At 34.8% G+C, this 17759-nt stretch carries 12 protein-coding genes; 10 read left to right on the top strand and 2 right to left on the bottom strand.

All coding sequences use genetic code 11. The features are described from left to right. The first annotated feature begins 278 nt into the window (after nt 1–278). From HND50_04745 to HND50_04730, 4 genes are all read left to right on the top strand, one after another. Nucleotides 279–1610, top strand: coding sequence for a response regulator (locus HND50_04745; protein ID NOG44513.1), 1332 nt, complete (start codon nt 279–281; stop codon nt 1608–1610). After that, nucleotides 1610–2791 carry a hypothetical protein gene (locus HND50_04740; GenBank protein NOG44512.1) on the top strand — a complete coding sequence of 394 codons (1182 nt, stop codon included), beginning with the start codon at nt 1610–1612 and terminating at the stop codon, nt 2789–2791. Before HND50_04745 ends, HND50_04740 begins: the two co-directional genes overlap by 1 nt. A gap of 529 nt (nt 2792–3320) precedes the next feature. Further along, nucleotides 3321–3587, top strand: a complete 267-nt coding sequence (locus HND50_04735) for a hypothetical protein (protein NOG44511.1) — start codon at nt 3321–3323, stop codon at nt 3585–3587. Nucleotide 3588: 1 nt separating this feature from the next. Further along, complete coding sequence (locus HND50_04730) at nt 3589–4467, top strand: ArsA family ATPase (protein NOG44510.1); 879 nt, start codon at nt 3589–3591, stop codon at nt 4465–4467. Nucleotides 4468–4476: 9 nt separating this feature from the next. On the opposite strand, the gene HND50_04725 is transcribed toward HND50_04730, so the two are convergent. Then, entirely contained in the window at nt 4477–5961 is a 1485-nt protein-coding gene (locus tag HND50_04725; protein ID NOG44509.1) for a response regulator, read from the bottom strand. After that, a complete protein-coding gene (locus HND50_04720; GenBank protein NOG44508.1) occupies nt 5958–6695 on the bottom strand; it encodes a hypothetical protein in 738 nt (245 codons plus the stop codon). Before HND50_04720 ends, HND50_04725 begins: the two co-directional genes overlap by 4 nt. 197 nt (nt 6696–6892) lie before the next feature. Here HND50_04720 and HND50_04715 point away from each other — a divergent pair, with 197 nt between their 5' ends. The 6 genes from HND50_04715 (at nt 6893) to HND50_04690 (ending at nt 17535) form a co-directional block, all read left to right on the top strand. Then, on the top strand, nt 6893–9913 hold the full coding sequence (locus HND50_04715; protein NOG44507.1) for a hypothetical protein: 3021 nt from the start codon (nt 6893–6895) through the stop codon (nt 9911–9913). Nucleotides 9914–9915: 2 nt separating this feature from the next. Beyond that, entirely contained in the window at nt 9916–10536 is a 621-nt protein-coding gene (locus tag HND50_04710) for a response regulator transcription factor (protein ID NOG44506.1), read from the top strand. 223 nt (nt 10537–10759) lie between these two features. Then, on the top strand, nt 10760–10990 hold the full coding sequence (locus HND50_04705) for a hypothetical protein (protein ID NOG44505.1): 231 nt from the start codon (nt 10760–10762) through the stop codon (nt 10988–10990). 42 nt (nt 10991–11032) lie between these two features. Continuing rightward, the gene (locus tag HND50_04700) at nt 11033–13543 is read left to right on the top strand and encodes a T9SS type A sorting domain-containing protein (protein NOG44504.1); all 2511 of its coding nucleotides are present in this window, start codon (nt 11033–11035) and stop codon (nt 13541–13543) included. A 96-nt stretch (nt 13544–13639) separates the two neighbouring features. After that, nucleotides 13640–15025 (top strand): beta-propeller fold lactonase family protein, encoded by a 1386-nt coding sequence (locus HND50_04695; protein NOG44503.1) that lies wholly within the window; start codon nt 13640–13642, stop codon nt 15023–15025. Between the two features lie 53 nt (nt 15026–15078). After that, entirely contained in the window at nt 15079–17535 is a 2457-nt protein-coding gene (locus HND50_04690; protein ID NOG44502.1) for a T9SS type A sorting domain-containing protein, read from the top strand. Nucleotides 17536–17759: the final 224 nt, after the last annotated feature.

Here is a 17759-nt window from a genome sequence, read left to right as displayed (position 1 = left end):
ATGTGATTTGTGATTAATATCATAAAAAGTTTGATCAAAAACTATCCATAAGCAGAGCGATGTTAACAGGAAAAGTGCTATCGCCGAAAGCTAAGAAAGCAAAAGGCTTACAAATAGTGTAAGTCGCCTTGTCGGGCAAGATTTAGTCTTGTAAGACGAAGGCACAAACGCAATTACTCATCTCTTTTTGGGGTGAGTAACTCGATTGTGCCTTTTTTTTTGTGCAAAATCAAATCTAAATTGATTGACTACAAAAGTCGTTTTACATAGGGATGTTAATGATATCTAAAGGACTAAATACAAACAGCAATTACACAATAATGCTGGTCGATGACGAGCCCCAACAATTAAGATATCTAAGGCTTATTTTAAAAGATGCCGGTTATAATGTTATAAATGTAGATAGTGCAAAGACAGCATTAAAGATATTAAATACAACCCTACCTGATGTTATACTCTCAGACTTAGTTATGCCTGAAATTGATGGTATTGAACTTTGCAAAAAGATTTATTCCAATGAAAATCTAAAACATATTCCATTTGTAATGATTACTGCTATACAGGATTCATTATATCAAAAACAAGGTTTAGCAGCAGGTGCTTTAGATTATATTTACAAGCCGTTTACACCCGATATTCTTCTTGGAAAAATTCACCAAATATTAACGCGAACCCTGGAAAAGAAGAGAATTGAAGTTCTCTTTCTATGTAGAGAGCCAGAAAGGTTATTGGCAGAAAAACAAACTTTCGATTTACTTGGTATTAATATAAAAGTAATGGATAACATTGAGCACGCCCGTGAATTGATTCATACTCAATCAGTAAATATGGTCTTGTCTGAAATTGAATTAAAAGGAAAAAATGGATTTGAATTTTGCGGGTTAATTAAAAACAGCGTGTTTAAAACCCTTCCGTTTATAATCCTTTCAAATAATATTTCCAATAATGTATTTCTGGAAGGTTCAAAATTTGGTGTTAATGATTATTGGGACAGCAGTTTAACAGCAAAGGAAATAGCCTCAAATATTAAAATATTTTTTAATTATACCCAGCCTTCAAGCAGCTATCCAAAAGGGATTAGTGGTAGTTTAAATGATAGCAGCGTTATCGAAATTGCACAAATGTTAAGCGTTAGCAAAAAATCTGGAATACTTGCATTATCTAATCATAAAAATGCCGGGCATTTGCATTTTAATAACGGGCAAATTACAGACGCGTTTTGTTTAACATATAAAGGCGCTGAGGCTTTTTATTCTTTATCAATGATGGATAATAAAGATGGTAAATATCATTTTATTGCAACTCAAAATGGCTCTGAAAAGCTTATTACTGAAACGACTGAGAGGCTTTTTTTGTATGCTGCCCGCCTTAAGGATGAAATTTGTTCAATATATAATGAAAAAATATTGGTTAATAAAACTATTAGTGCAGATCAAACTGAAAATGAAAAATCCTTTATTAAAAATGCCACTGGTGAAAAATCTTTAAAGCTAATTTCTCTGGATATGAATGCTGACTTATACCATGTTTATCTTATCTTTGAAAAGTTGGTAAATAAGGGCTGTATTATTTCACCGGTTAAAGAAGTACCATTGTTGGAGCCCGTTTAATGCTTACAAAACTAAATGAACAGAAAACAGGTAATCTTACAAAACCCATACGGATATTATTTGCCCATCAAGATGAACAGGTGTTAACAATGTTGTCTGAGTTGTTTGAATTACAAACTGATAAAGGGCAGGTTGAATTAGGCTTTACCAATAATGGACAGCAGTTTTTAAAAAAGCTTTCTCAAACAGCTTTTGATATTGTTGTTTTAGATGAAAATCTTTCTCTGATAAACTTCCCCAAAGTATTTCATGATCTTGCCAGGATTTATCCACATTCTAAAGTTCTTTTTTTAATGGACTCATTTGATGAGCAAACATTTTTAGCCAATGACTTATGTAATATTCAGTTTATTAAAAAACCTTTTACACAGAAAGCAATCATTAAAAAAATTGCAGAAATTGTAAGAGTTTCAAAGTTTGAAATGCGTAACATCAATCCTGCATGCTTACTACTTACCTTGGCAATTATTAAGGGTAAAGCTGCTATTTGTTTACTAAATGATGAAACGGGCGATAGTGCTGAAGTTTTTATTGAAAACAAAATAATAAAATATGTGACTGTTGAAAAAGGTGAATTAATTTTAGAAGGGTTCAAAGCATTAAATGAATTATTGGAATGGAATTGTTTTGAGAGCCGGTACAGCGATGCTCCATTTCCTGATTATAAAAATTTACGTTCGGACTCGATGGAAACACTTTACAGTTACTTGCAGTCGAATCAAATAAAAAAAACAAAATCAGTTTCTGCAAAACCAATAAAATTTCAAATAGCTTCCGCAGAGAAACAACAACGGTTAAGAGAGTTGTTGGCACATGTTCCCCAATATTTTGATAATAGTTTTATAATGAATGCATTTTGTGATAGAAGCTTTGACTTTTATGCGCAATTAAAAAATCCAAAATATAATGAGGTTTTATACCGAATTGGCGATTCCATTTTGGAAAAATACAGATTAGGCATGGCTGCTTTAAATAACGGAGCGGGCACTTCATTCCAAGCAGAACTTCCCAATTTAGCAGTTATGAAACTTCATAAGATTAATGATGAAATATGGTACCTCACAATATTATCCAACCAATCAGATATTCCCTCAGAGTTTGAAGAATTAGTTAATACTTTTTCTGATTCAATTCCTTTAATTTTGAACAGCTCGATTAACATGTATGAATTTTTAAACTAAGTTTATAGGTTGTCCCCAAAAGTAAAGCAGACGAGAGTTTGTTGGCTACCTTATTATAAAAGTTGAGATGGCGTTATAGCTGCAACCTTCAATATACTAGAAACAATCAATCCCGATAGCAAAGCTGCTACCGGGATATTTGATTGATCCATTCTTTCTGGTAACTAATCCCACGATATTTTAACCAAAATAATAAGGAAAAAGAGGAAAGTATGTAAACGCATCGGGGATCTCCAAAAAAAATTGAAATTAATGTATTAAGCCTGCCCTGGGGGAGTTAGACAGAAATAACTATGCTTATTTACAATACTTTTATAACGATTTAAATGTACGGCAAAAATATAAAAAAAGTAAATCCAGAATGCAATCATTATTTATTATTTGGATAAGAATTTGGGCTAATGTAGCTGCGTGCGGTGTTTTCTTGTTAATACATAAATAATGTATTTCCTAACAATCCTCAAAACATCTGATTTTGTATTCTAATTATATTGTTATATTTTTTTGGAAAATGTGTTAATGGAGTGATATGAAAAAAATATTCAAATTCTTCAAAGATATTGATAAGATCCAGCGTCAAAAGGCAATTGATGATCTTGAGTGGGAGATACAAGAACTTAAACATATTTTTGCCTTGACTACGATGGGTACATTTATCGGAATACCTTCAATACCTCTTTCAATTGCATTTGAACTAATTCCAGATATGAAGGAAGAGTTTACTATAATGCTAAGTAAAACAAATACAGCTCATAATCCACTTTCTGATCAGTTTTCAAAATTGGATGTAATTTGATATGCAAAAACTTTTATTTTTTTTGGGGAAAGGCGGAGTTGGAAAATCTACAGCCTCGTCCCTTACATCTGTTTACCTGGCCGAAAAAAAATACAAAGTAGTTTTAATATCAATTGATCCGGCCCATAACCTTTCAGATATTTTTGAGACACCATTTTCTGATATTGCTACTGAAATTAAAACAGGACTAAAAGTAATTGAAATTGACCAGGATAAATGGATTAGGAAATACCTGAAAGATTCCGAACAACAGTTTTCAAAAGCATATTCTTATCTAACTGCTTTTAGTTTGGATAAACATTTTTCTGTAATGCAGCATGCTCCCGGGATTGAAGAATACGCATTACTTATGGCTTTTAATACAATTGTAAAAAAATATTCTAAGCATGATTTTCTAATTTTTGATATGCCTCCAACGGCCTTAGCTTTGAAGTTTTTTGCATTACCCCAAATATCTCTTTTTTGGCTTGGAAATTTGATGAAAATCCGAAGGGAAATATCAAAAAAACAGAAAATAATAAGCACGCTGAGTTTAGGAAATAAATCTATTGAACGTGACAGGGTAATTGAAAACATTGAAAATCAGATACTCTTTTGGAATGAAATAAATAGTTTATTCCAAAACGAAAAAATAACCTTCCCACTTTTAGTTCAAAATCCAGACAAGTTATCTGCAGCTGAAGGCGAAAGGATAATTCAAAAATTATCTTCAGTTAATATGCCACAAACTTTGCCAATTCTTAACCGAAGTAATGTAATTAAGGGAATGAGTTTTATTCTGAATATTCCAAAGTTAAAATCGGGGGTGGGGTTTGAGAATCTTTTAAAGAGTTTAAAGAAAATAGATTTTTTATCTTTAATGCAAAAGTTGGAGATCTAATTCCAGTTTTTAAGCTGGGAGAGGAACATCAGCGTATTTCTTAATTGTTCTAATAATTTCTTCTATCTTCAGTGGTTTTGTTATATAATCATTCATTCCTGCATTATAACATCGTGATTCATTTTCCGGTAAAACACTAGCGGTTAGCGCAATAATGGCAATTGAGTTTTTATTATCTTCCATTTGTCTTATTGTGGATGTCGCTTCAAAACCATCAACTCCGGGCATCATGCAGTCCATAAAAACAAACTCAATTTTTTCAGATTTAACTTTTTTTATTGCTTCCCGGCCATCATTTGCTAACTGAATATCCTCATAACCAAGTTTTTGTAAAAATTTTTGAGCCAGTTTCTGGTTAATATAGTTGTCTTCAACAATCATAATTTTTAACGGATATTGTTTCGCAAAATCATGGCTGATACTTAAATTTGTTTCTTCATCACTGAGGTCAATATCTTGTTCTAAAACTTTCTCTGTTGGTATTGTAAAATGAAAAGTGCTGCCTTTTCCTAAGGTACTTTCAACACCAATATCGCCATTCATCAAAGATACTAATTTTTTACAAATTGCCAGCCCAAGGCCAGTTCCGCCATACTTTCGTGTAGTTGATGAATCAATCTGCGAAAAATTTTTGAAGAGAAATTTTAGTTTGTTTTTCGCTATTCCTATGCCACTATCCTTAATAATAAATTTTATGAAAAGATTGTTATCTTGGTCAATCCTTTCAAGAACAACTTGCAGGTCAATCAAACCTTCATTGGTAAATTTTATTGCATTATTTAATATATTTGAAACTATTTGCCTTAGTCGAATTATGTCGCCTAAAATGTATGCTGGTAGTGCTTTATCTATTTTGTACGTTAATTTTGTTTTTGATTCATTCAATCTTGTGGTAAAAAGTTTTACCGTACTATCTATAAAATTACCAATATGGACAGGTCTTTTCTCCAGATTGAGTTTTCCAGCATCTATTTTTGAATAGTCTAAAATATCATTAATGACAGTTAAAAGAATTTCACCAGATGTTTTAATTGTATCCACATACTCATGTTGTTCTTTTGATAGGTGAGTGTCCATAAGCAGATCGGTCATTCCTAAAACACCATTCATGGGTGTTCTAATTTCATGACTCATTGTTTGAAGAAATGAGCTTTTGGCGGCAGCTAATGCCTGTGCTTGTTTGCGGACACTTTTTTCTTTTTTTAGGTTTTTTGAAGCCTCATTGAGCTGCTTTTTTTGATTTATTACTTCATTTTTTCTTTTATCCAACAATGTTGCATATGCTTGTAATTCTTCATTACGTGATTCAATTTCCTGGTTAGTCCAAAATATTTCATCTTTCAGGTTTTGAACCTGGGATAGCTCTGCCCAAATTTTATGAAGTAATTCCACACTTTCTGGTGGAATATCATAAAGCTCATCTTTATCTGGGAAAGGCCCCTTTTTAAGAACATTCTTTAGAAGAATATTTAAGGAGAACTGATTATTCATCATATAAATATTTTTTCTGAATCAACAATAGATAGGGTTGCTGTTTTAAATTTATTTGCCTGAACAAGAAATTTTCTGACGTTATCCGGACTCACTTGCTCAGAGCAAAATGCGATAACTGTAAACATCATATCGGAACCAAGATAACCACCACCAAACCCAAAAACGGTTTTAATATTATACTGTGAAACAAAGTCTTGTGAAGTAATTATTTTCCGGCCTTCACTGTCCATATCTTTAGCTGCATCTTTTACATAAAAAACGCCACTGCTGCGGCCTATTGTTTTAATAACAATATCTGTATCACGGGAATCAATCCACCTTAAATCAAGGCCAAGTTCCTTTAACAAGCGAGACACCATCGGGATTTCTGAAATAAATCCAGATGATATTAGTGGAATTCCAATATGTCCTTTTGATTGTCGAATATCATTCCATTTTTCTTCAATTCCCCTGCTTCCTAAAAGGGTCAAAATAGGGGTGTCATTTTTTAATGATGAAAACAACTTTCTACTTTTTAATAAGTTGCTAACAAATTCTTTGGAGGAAGCAGGGAGGCTTTTAAAGGGGACGGTGGCAAATAACCTGCAAAGTGCAATGGACTCAGAAAAGTTTTCATATAAAATGGACATGTATTTTTGAGCCGCATTTTCAAACACTTTAATCTGTTCAATCTCATTAATAATGCTACTTTGGATATTAACAAGATTGTCATTGTTAACTTCGGAAAAGTACATTAATACTCCTTGCTGGGTTAAATACCAATCGTAATTAATAAACAAAAGATTAGAATTGTAGATTAATTATTGTTTTTTTGCCCCTTGCTATAAAGAATGTAAAAATAATGCAATAATAATATATTTGTGATTTGTTATTTTGCATTTGTAGTTTCAAGTAAACTTAGTGATATACTGATAACTTTAGATACCCCGGAATGAAAACTATTTTTTGGATTAAACTGCTTGTTTTTATCAATTTTTCTGCACTTTTTGCTCAGCTAAACCCCGTACATTTAGAGGTTGGACGAAAAGATATGGAGTACTTTTCTCCCAAGTCTTACGATGGAAATAGCCAAAACTGGGCGGTGGTTCAAGATAGTAATGGATTTATGTATTTTGGAAATACAGATGGTTTTATTCTGCAATATGATGGCGTTACCTGGCGAAAAATTAAGGTTGATAATGAAAGTATTGTACGCTCTTTATTTATTACGAAAGATGGGACAATTCTGGTTGGGGCACAAAATGAATTCGGATATTTAAAACTTGATGATAGTGGGGAATTAATTTATCACTCACTAATTAAGCAGATTAATGCTTTAGATATTCAATTTTCTGATGTATGGAAAATAGCTGTAAGTCAGCAAACAGTATATTTTATTAGCAGAAATTATCTTTTTTATATTCCATTAAATCAGGTTAAAAATGAACACCAGAAAATAAAGCATATTTACAGTAAAGAACGGTTACACACCTTTTATAATGCCGGGAATGATCTTTTTACTTTGGTTATTGGTAAAGGTTTGTTTTCAATCTCAAATGATTCTCTTCAAAAATTACACGGAGGTGAGTTTTATAAAAATGATTTGTTTTCCGGTATTCTTTTGTCTAAAAAATCAACAATAATTGCCACCCGAGAAAGTGGCTTCTTTTTATATGATGATGGTGAATCCAGACCTTTTAAAACTGATGCTGATGAGTGGGCAAAAAAAAATCAGCTTTATAGCACACTTGTTTTAAACGATGAAAATATTCTGCTAATCTCACGAAAAGGTGGAGCGCTGATTATAAATAAGAATGGTAAGGTTCTTTTTAAATATGATAAATCCAATGGTCTGAAAAGCAATACAATTTGGGCAGCATATCAAGATAGGGCGGGAAGTATTTGGTTTTGCCTGAATAAAGGAATTGTCCGCCTCGATTATGCATCTCCTTTTAGTTTTTATGGAGAAGAGTTTGGTTTGGATGGCAGTATACATGATGTAAAGCGATTCAATGGAAGACTTTATGTTTCTACGGGTACTGGATTGTTTTATTTGCAAAAAAAATCATCAGCATTTAAAAATACCCGTTTTATTCGGTTTGATGAGATTAACACGCAATGCTGGTATTTAACTGTAACAAACGATTTACTGCTGGCTTGTTCAAATAGTGGTATCTATGAAATTAATAACCGGAACGAGATAAGGCTTGTAAATAAATATAGTGCCTGGACAATTGTTCAATCAGTATCCAATCCAAACAGGTTTTTTATCGGGCTTGATTCAGGCATATATTCAGTCTTAAAGCAACCAGATGGATTGTGGCACGATGAAATTGTAGAACAAATGACAAACATTGAAGGGCGTACAATTGCTGAAGATGCTCAACAAAATATTTGGATTGGCAGCTCATACCAGGGGATTGCCAGGATAACTAATTTTAACAAGTCTCTTCAATCAGGTGAAAAATTGAATATTCAATATTATACGTCTGAAAATGGCTTGCCTTCAAATCGCTTAAACCTGGTTAAACAAACACAATTTGGAGTTCGCTTTAATACCACAGCCGGGATTTTGAAATTTGATGAATCATCCAAGAGATTTACTGCAGACCCGCAGTTTCCTGTCTTCAATAAAATGAAGCAAACTGAAGGTTCTCATGTTTTAAGTTCAGAAGCTGAAAACGGTAATCTATGGTGCAATCTTGGAGGAAAAATTGTCGTTATCAGTAATAAAGATAAAAATCAATTTATCGATAAACCTTTTTTAAACTTACCTGAATTGAATATTCAAACCATATTTGTAGAGCAAGATAGCATTTGCTGGTTTGGAGGGGCAGAAGGCCTGATCCGCTTTAGTGGCCAGCTTGATAATGAAGCAGAAATACCTTTAACCTGTTACATACGTTCTGTATTTGCAAATAACGATTCATTGGTTTTTGCAGGCGGACTTCATTCGGAATTTACAGCTCCAATTTTAAACTCAAACATGAACAATCTTCGGTTTGAGTTTTCTCTGCCAGTGTACAACCTTTCTGATAAGCCCCTTTATCAGTATCGACTTGAAGGTTATAGTGAGGATTGGTCGGCGTTTAAAAGTGAGACGGCAAAAGAATATACAAATTTAGCCCCCGGTAAATATTCATTTATGGTTAAAACACAAACTGCGCTTGGAACTGGTAGTACAGCCCGGTTTCCTTTTATAATACTTTCGCCATGGTACCTAAGCTGGTGGTTTATAACATTGCTTGTTTTTTTTCTTAGTTGGATTGTTTTTTTAGCTGCACGGTACTTGGTTAAAACGACACACAACCGTGCTGTATTTGAACAACAAAAACTGTCGCAGGAACGCCAGGCTTTCGAAGAAGATTTGCGAATCCAAATGGCTGCTGATTTTCATGATGAACTGGGAAATAAAATTACACGCATCTCTTTATTCAGCGAGCTTATCAAACAGGAAAATGCCGAATTGCCGGAAAATGTGCTTAAATATGTTTCGAAGATTAGTGAAAACACAAATACCCTCTATACCGAAACGCGGGACTTTATATGGCAGCTTGATCCTAAAAAAGACACATTGTTTGATTTTATAACCCGAATAAAAAAATTTGCCGATGAGCTTTTAGATGAAAGCACAATAAATTTTGAAATGAATAATAATGTTTCTAATCCAGATTTGGTTAAGTTGAGTATGGAATGGCGCAGGCATTTAATCCGCATTTGTAAGGAAGCATTGCATAACTCATTTAAATATGCACAATGTAAAAATATTTCATTTAATATCTCATTTGATGATGAAGAATTGAAAATTGAATTATCGGATGATGGAGTTGGTTTTGATGTTAGTAAGAATTCTGAAGGAAATGGTTTAAGAAATATGCTTAACCGCTCGCATAAAATTGGAGCAAAGCTAACTATTGATTCTAAGATTGGTAATGGCACTAAAATAAAAATGACAGCAAATAAACCGGCATAATTATGATAAAAATTTCCATTGTTGAAGATGATAAAGATATTCGCGAAAGCCTGGCCATTCTATTAAATGGAACTGAAGGCTTACAATGTATAAGCACATATTATAATTGTGAAGCGGCCCAAAAACTGATCGAGAAAGATAAGCCGGATGTTATTCTTATGGATATCAATTTACCTGGAATGAACGGGATAGAATGTACACAGCTTATTAAACAAAAGATGCCTACTACAGAAATTATAATGCTAACTGTTAGTGATGATAATGCTGATGTATTCAATTCGCTCTGTGCGGGTGCTTCGGGTTATCTCAAAAAAAATACGCCGCCGTTAAAATTAATCGAAGCAATAAAAGAAGCCGTTAATGGTGGAGCCCCGATGAGTATGGACATTGCGCGTATGGTTGTAGGCTCATTTAAAAAAGAGACGCATACCAGTGATTTAACGACCCGGGAAAAAGATGTTCTTAAAAACTTGTGTGATGGTTTCAGTTACAAAAAAATTGCCGATGAATTATTTGTTGACCTGAATACAGTTAAGTTTCATATCCGAAATATTTACCGCAAACTGGAAGTCCACTCCAAAGGTGAAGCAATAGCAAAAGCTATGAAAGAGAACCTTACCTGAGAGGTTTAAAATTGTATAAGTTTTTTTATTCCAATTCAAAACAGGGATGATTGTATAGTCCAGCTCAAATAGATTTTAATTCCTCATTATCCATTTTTCTATAAAAACCTACCCATTTGGGTAGTTCTATTTCCTAAATAAAAATAAAAACCACCCATTCTCGCAGTTATATTTTCAAAATGCAGTATGTATATTTTTTCAAGAATATACGGGACTTTGTATCGTGGATAATTTTTTAAAAACGCCATTCAAATTGCAAGCCTTGCACCAACTTATCGAGCAAAAAGCTAAAGAGCGCAATGCAGAAATTGGCAGTGATTTTTTTTCATTAAGCGGTATAGATTATTCCTATGTCGATTCAACAATTTATGAAACATATGAACTGATGACATTTGTGTGCCCAAAAAGCAAATCTACTATTTCCATTAAAATTATTGAAAAATCAAAAAAATGATATTTGCATACCAAACAACCCAGTTACCCAAGTGGAGAAAAAATGAAAAGATTTATTAAACCCCAATTAGTACTATCAATTTTTACAGTGCTTTTTTTGTTTTTAGAAACAGCTTTTACACAAGATGCTTTTGAAGTCATTGATCACAGAGATGATGGCATTGGAAGGGCAAATGAATCTATTGTAGCAGCAGATGGAACAGTTTTTTTAGCGAATGGTCGAGATGGTATGCGCGCCTATAGTTTTGATGGAAATTCCTTTACAAATATTGCCCATATTGATAATGGTGGTGAGGCGTTGGGATTAGCACTTACTGATGATGGAACAATTTTATTGGCAAATGGATCTGACGGATTACGCGCGTATACTTTCGATGGGTCTGTTTTTACAAATACCGCCCATATTGATAGCGGTGGTTCTGCTCAAGGGGTTGTGGTTTCAAATGATGAGACAGTTTTTCTTGCAAATGATGAGGATGGTTTGCGGGCCTTTTCTTTCGATGGCTCTTCTTTCGTCCAAAAGGGACACATTAACCAAGGTGGATCAGCTAAGAACATTGCTGTTGGTGATGATGGGACTATTTTTTTAGCAAGCTATGATGATGGGTTGAGGGCCTACACATACAGCGAAGGGACATTCATAAACGAAGCCATTTATGATGACAATGGATCTGCCTGGGATGTAGCAGTTGCCTATGGAGGAACTGTTTTTCTTGCTAACGAAGCAGAAGGGGTTATATCACTTGTGTATAACGGATCCTCTTTTACAAAAAAATCTGTAAAACAATTTGGTTGGAGTTATAGCGTATCCATTTCTTCCGGTGGGAATATTTTTGTTGCAAATAATTATGGTGTAATTGCTTACACGTACGATAGCCAACTTCACATTTTTATTGATGTGGGTTACGTTAATAATGTTCCCTCTTCATCGGGGGTAATTGCAAGTTCTGACAGTACTATCTTTCTATCAAGTACAAGTGGTTTAAGGGCATTTTCTTTAAATGGATCTACATTTACAAATACAGCTCACACCAATCAGGCAGGTGGTTCAGCAGAAAGTTTAACCATTGGTGCGGATGGATCAGTTTATCTTGGGAATTCTTATAATGGTTTACATACTTATTCGCTTGATGAAAATACGCTTATCAACAAAGATTATCTGGAGACTGGTCACCGGGTGTTAGACATTGGTACAAGTTCTGACGGAACTGTTTTTATTGGTAACTCCAGTGATGGTTTAAGGGCATATTTATACAATGATGATGCTTTTAATGAAATGGCATTCTCATCCTATGAAATTGCAGCAATGGAAGTAGTAGAGGGCCCGGATGGTACAATTTTTATTGCAAACAATTATAGGGGTTTAAGTGCATTAACGTATGATGGAACAGATTTTGTAAACTCAGCCCAGATTGATGAAGGCGGCACAGCACAGGGAGTTGCAGTAGGTGATAATGGTACTGTTTTTCTGGCAAATGGCAACAGTGTAAAAGCCTATTCTTATGATGGTGCTTTTTTTACGGGTATTGGTAGCGTTTCTCCTTTTGGTAATGCGCGTGGTATTGCAGTCGGTCTTGATGGGACAGTTTTTGTGGCTCTTGGTTATGGTGGCTTACGCGCTTATACATTTGATGGAGCTTCATTTACCGATGCCGGTTATATTAAAGATGGCGGTAATTATTCCGCGTGGGATGTTGCGGTTGGTACCGATGGCACAGTTTTTCTCGCATACCATTCAGTAGGATTATTTGCATATTCTTATGATGGTTCATCGTTCACAAAAAATGGCTTTGTTAATAATAGTACCGATCCAACCATTAATACTTATGTAGATGTTGTTGTTGGTAATGACGGCACAATCTATTCTGCACAAAGTGGAGATGGATTGTATGCTTATAATTATACAGGATATAGCGCCAGTTATAATTCACCACCAACAGCCTCCGATACAACAATTACCCTAACCTCAAGTTCCTACATATTTGGTTTGGATGATTTTAACTACTCAGATGAAAGCGAAATGAGTAAAATTACAATCACCCGATTAGAAGATAAAGGATCTCTTGAATTTTTTGAAGAAGATGATTGGAAAGAAGTTGTTCAGTATCAGGATATAAGCAAGGAAGATATTGAAGCTGGTAATTTTAGATATGTTTATGATGGTGCAATTACAGATTCAACAAATTTTCTATTCCGTGTACATGATGGAAATTCATTCAGCCGGTTCCATTATATCGTTTCTCTTAATCTTACAAATGTTTTAAGTATTGATCAGGATAGGTTCATTCCGGAAAAATATTCTTTACAACAAAATTATCCGAACCCGTTTAATCCAACAACAACGATTAAATATAATCTGCCTAAATCAGGAAAGGTAACTCTTTCTCTTTACAATTTGTTAGGCCAAAATGTTTTGGAAATGGTAAATGAAAACAAGCCCGCAGGTTCTCATAGCTATCTATTAAATGGCCATGACCTGTCCAGCGGTATCTACTTTTATAGAATTGAATCTGGGACATTTTCTGCATCCCGGCGCTTTTTACTGATAAAATAAGTCTACAGAAATAATGGAAACGAATTTAACTTGAAGTTTGCTAAAAAATAATTATCAAAGTGTTAAAGTAATTATTCACACAAAATGGAGTTGAAAATGAAAAACTTATCTTATTTAATAAGCATTTTATTTATTTGTGCTATTAATGCTCTTTATGCAGCGAATGATTTTATATATACTGTTTTGTCTCCGCAAGCAGAGGCTGATACCAATTATATCGCACAATATAAAATTGTTGGGGAAGATAGCCTGCAATGGGTGGCTTCTACTTCAACCGGTGGCACAGGCCGTGCAAATACTGCTAATTCAGAAATAGTAATCGATAAAAACAATTTACTGCTTTTTAGCACAAATGCTGAAAGCCATGATATATCTGTTTTTAACATATTACCTGATGGGCTGATTGAGCCGGTGGATGGTTCTCCTTTTAAATCACATTATGATAATCCTGCAAGTTTGGCGTTACACCCAAATGGAAAATTTTTGTATGTGGGGCATTCTGTTGGGTTAAGCAGGTTTACTGTATCTGAAAACGGTAATATGGAGTTAGCCGATACGGTTAGTACAGTTTTTTTCCCCCGTGGTATGGCAATAAGTCCGGCTGGTGATTTTATTTATATTGCTGATTTGGCCGGCGGTGTACATGCTTTATCCATTAACCAGGAGACTGGTGCACTTTCCGCTTTAGAATCATCTCCATTTACATATGAGCCAATGCAGCGTACAAACAAAATTTATCTCAACCAGGATGGGACCACGCTTTATGTCCTTGATATTGATAAAGGTACTTTTGGTTTTACAGTACTCGAAGATGGATCTTTGGAAGGAATACCTCCGGGTCTGCTCATTGATAAATCTAATTTGGGATGCACAGCTGGTTACTCGAATGATTCTCAATATTTTTACATTGCCCGCAAAGGTTGGATATATGTTTATAAAAACTCTGGTGAACCGCCTTTATCTATAATCTCTGCAAAATCAGTACAAAGTGCTGGAATCTCTTACTTCTCTCAACTTGTAAATCATCCAACAACAAATGTCTTGTACAGCTTTACCCAAAAATACCTCTATATGCACAAGCCTGACCAAACAGGTAATTTAACTGAACTCAAACCCTATACAACTATTCCGTCTTTAGAGGGTTATGTGAGCACGGGAGCGGCGATTGGACTTGATGTTGCAACATCCTTAAAGACTGAAAACAGATCAGGTGAACTTGGCTCATTTCGGTTATACCAAAATTTTCCCAACCCGTTTAACCCAGAAACGACGATTAAATACAATCTTACTAAATCCGGAAAAGTAACTCTTTCACTTTACAATTTGTTAGGGCAAAATATTTTAGAAATGGTAAATGAATACAAGCCAGCAGGTTCACATAGCTATATATTAAATGGCTCAAACCTTACGAGTGGGACATATTTTTATAAAATTGAAACAGAAGATTATGTTTCTGTTCGCAAACTTATTTTAATAAAGTAGACATTTGCTAAAAATTTAAAACATTTACTTTTATTGATTTTTAAGGAGGTATCATGTTTTATAAAACTTATTTTATGATTGTTGTTCTTTCTGTGTTTGGTTTTGCGCAAGATGAACGATGGAGTGATGCGTTTGTTTTAGGTGGTTTTGACGGCTATGTATATGCCACGGCTGTCACAGCAGCCGGAGATATTTATGTCGCCGGGGAATTCAATTTGCTGAATGGAATTGCGGTAAACGGTATCGCTATGTGGGATGGTGATAGCTGGAGCTCGCTTGGAAACGGGGTTACCGGAGGCTGGAATAATGGCATTGTCTATTCTTTAACGGTTGATGGCAATAATGTTTATGTTGGTGGTGATTTTACTCAGGCAGGTGATGTTGAAGCAAGCAGAATAGCTATGTGGGATGGAGATGCCTGGCATGCATTTGGAAGTGGAGTTGATGGAGAAGTTTATGCTATAGCAGTAGATGGAGGCAATGTTTATGTTGGTGGATATAATCTGGAAAATGCAGGTGGAGTTGCTGTAAATAATGTTGCCATGTGGGATGGAAATAATTGGAACGCTATGGGAGATGGTGTTTTTCATTATGACTATGTCGATGCAATGATCGCCAGAAATGACACGGTTTATGTTGGTGGTAATTTTCAAATAGCCGGAGAAGACACTGTAAATTATATCACTTATTGGGATGGTGACAAATGGAACTCCATGGACGGTGGGATGAGTGGCCGCGTAAATGATCTCACCTTTGGAAAAGATGTTCTTTATGCTACCGGTGATTTTAAAAAAGCCGGTGATGATACAGTCAATTTTGTGGCCCAATGGGATGGTGTTAAATGGAGCACTGTGGGCAATGGGTTAAACTCGACTGCAGATTGTATTTTTGTTCATGGAGATGATCTTTATGTAGGTGGAAGATTTTTTATGGCAGATACGGTAAATGCCGCCAGAATTACAAAGTGGGACGGATCAAAATGGCATTCTCTCGGAGCTGGTATTGAAGTTCCTGATCAGCTACTTAGCTATCGTGTTTTTACAATTGGTGTTTATGAGGATCATGTTTATGCCGGTGGAAACTTTGAAGAGGCTGGAAATAAAGAGCAAAAATATTTTGCTATGTGGAATGGGCAAAGCTGGTCTGATGTAGGAAAAATTCAGGACAATTCAGTTGATGGTGACGTTTTTGCAATCGTCAGTAACGGAACTGATGTATATGTTGGCGGACAGTTTACAAAAGCTGGTGGCGATACGGTCAATAATATTGCCAAATGGGATGGCCAAAAATGGCACGCTCTTGGTGAAGGATTAAATAATAAGGTTAATGTATTAGCATTTCATAATGGAAATTTATATGCTGGTGGGATTTTTTCAGCAAGTGGTGATAAAACTTTAATTAGAATTGCCATGTGGGATGGAGAAAAATGGAATAGCTTGAGTGAGGAAGGCATTAATAACCAGGTGTATGCAATGGCTTTCAAAGAAGATACTCTTTATGTTGGAGGTAACTTTACCTCCGCAGGAGATATCTGGGCCAGGCGTGTTGCAAAGTGGGATGGTGTTAAATGGCATGCTCTTGGTGGTGATGGCAGTTTACAAGGTGGAGGTGGCCTTGATGGATATCCAAACAGTTATGTAAACTCAATTAATGTAGATCGTGATACTGTTTACATAGGAGGATATTTTGGCAGGGCATTTTATCAGGAAGGCAGTGGTTATATCAATGTCCAAAGTTTGGCGAAGTGGGATGGCCGGGAATGGCATGCATTAGGTCGCTTTCATGAAAGTATTTCGCGGCAAATTGTTAGTGATTTTACTGTTAAAGCTGGAATAGTACATGTTGCGGGTAGCTTTCCAAGATTTGGGGATAACCCAGCTACGTTGGTAAAAAAATGGGATGGTCAGGAATGGAGCGATATTGGGGATGAGTTTTATTACTCCGGTGGTTCATCCTGGGGAAACAAATTAAAGTCGATTGTTCAAGTAAATGGAGATCTTTTTGTTGCCGGTGAGCCGGATATGGTTGGAGAAAAAACAACCAATTATATTGTTAAATGGGATGGAGATGAGTGGCTATCGCTTGGAAGTGGAACAAATGATTATGTTTACACAATGGCGGCAGACAGTAATTTCTTATTTGTAGGCGGCAGATTTTCAAATGCTGGCAATAAAGGCTCTAATAGTTTTGCCCGTTATGATATGACCGGGATAACTTCCTTAAAAAATACCAATCTAAAACCAGTTGATAATTTTGTCCTTCATCAAAACTATCCAAACCCTTTTAACCCAAAAACAACTCTAATGTATCAACTTAAAAGTAATTCACAAGTTGAGTTAAGTGTTTTTAATATTCTTGGGCAAAAAGTGAAAACCCTTGTTTATGAAAAACAAATTGCTGGAAATTATCAGGTTACCTGGGATTCTACAGAATTTTCAAGTGGGATTTATTTTTATCAACTTAAAACAAATTTGAAGACTAAAACAAAACGTATGTTGCTAATAAAATAATTATAGTTTTAAAGAGATTGTATGATAAATGGAGATTTAGAGATTACAAATTTAATTAGAGCTGGAATGATCGTAATCACTTTCTTAATGGTTAATGTAACAATTGTGTCATCACAAAACTTAATTCGGGGTTTTAAAGATGATGAGGTTTTAAAGCTGCCTAATTAGTGGGTCATTCTTTTTATATAAGACTAAAATTCAAATAATGTTCAACTTAATTAAGG

The organism is Calditrichota bacterium (genome assembly GCA_013112635.1).
In the GTDB taxonomy this organism is placed as follows: domain Bacteria; phylum Calditrichota; class Calditrichia; order Calditrichales; family J004; genus JABFGF01.
The sequence above is the reverse complement of the archived record's forward strand: the minus strand, read 5'-3'. Positions and strand labels throughout refer to the sequence as shown.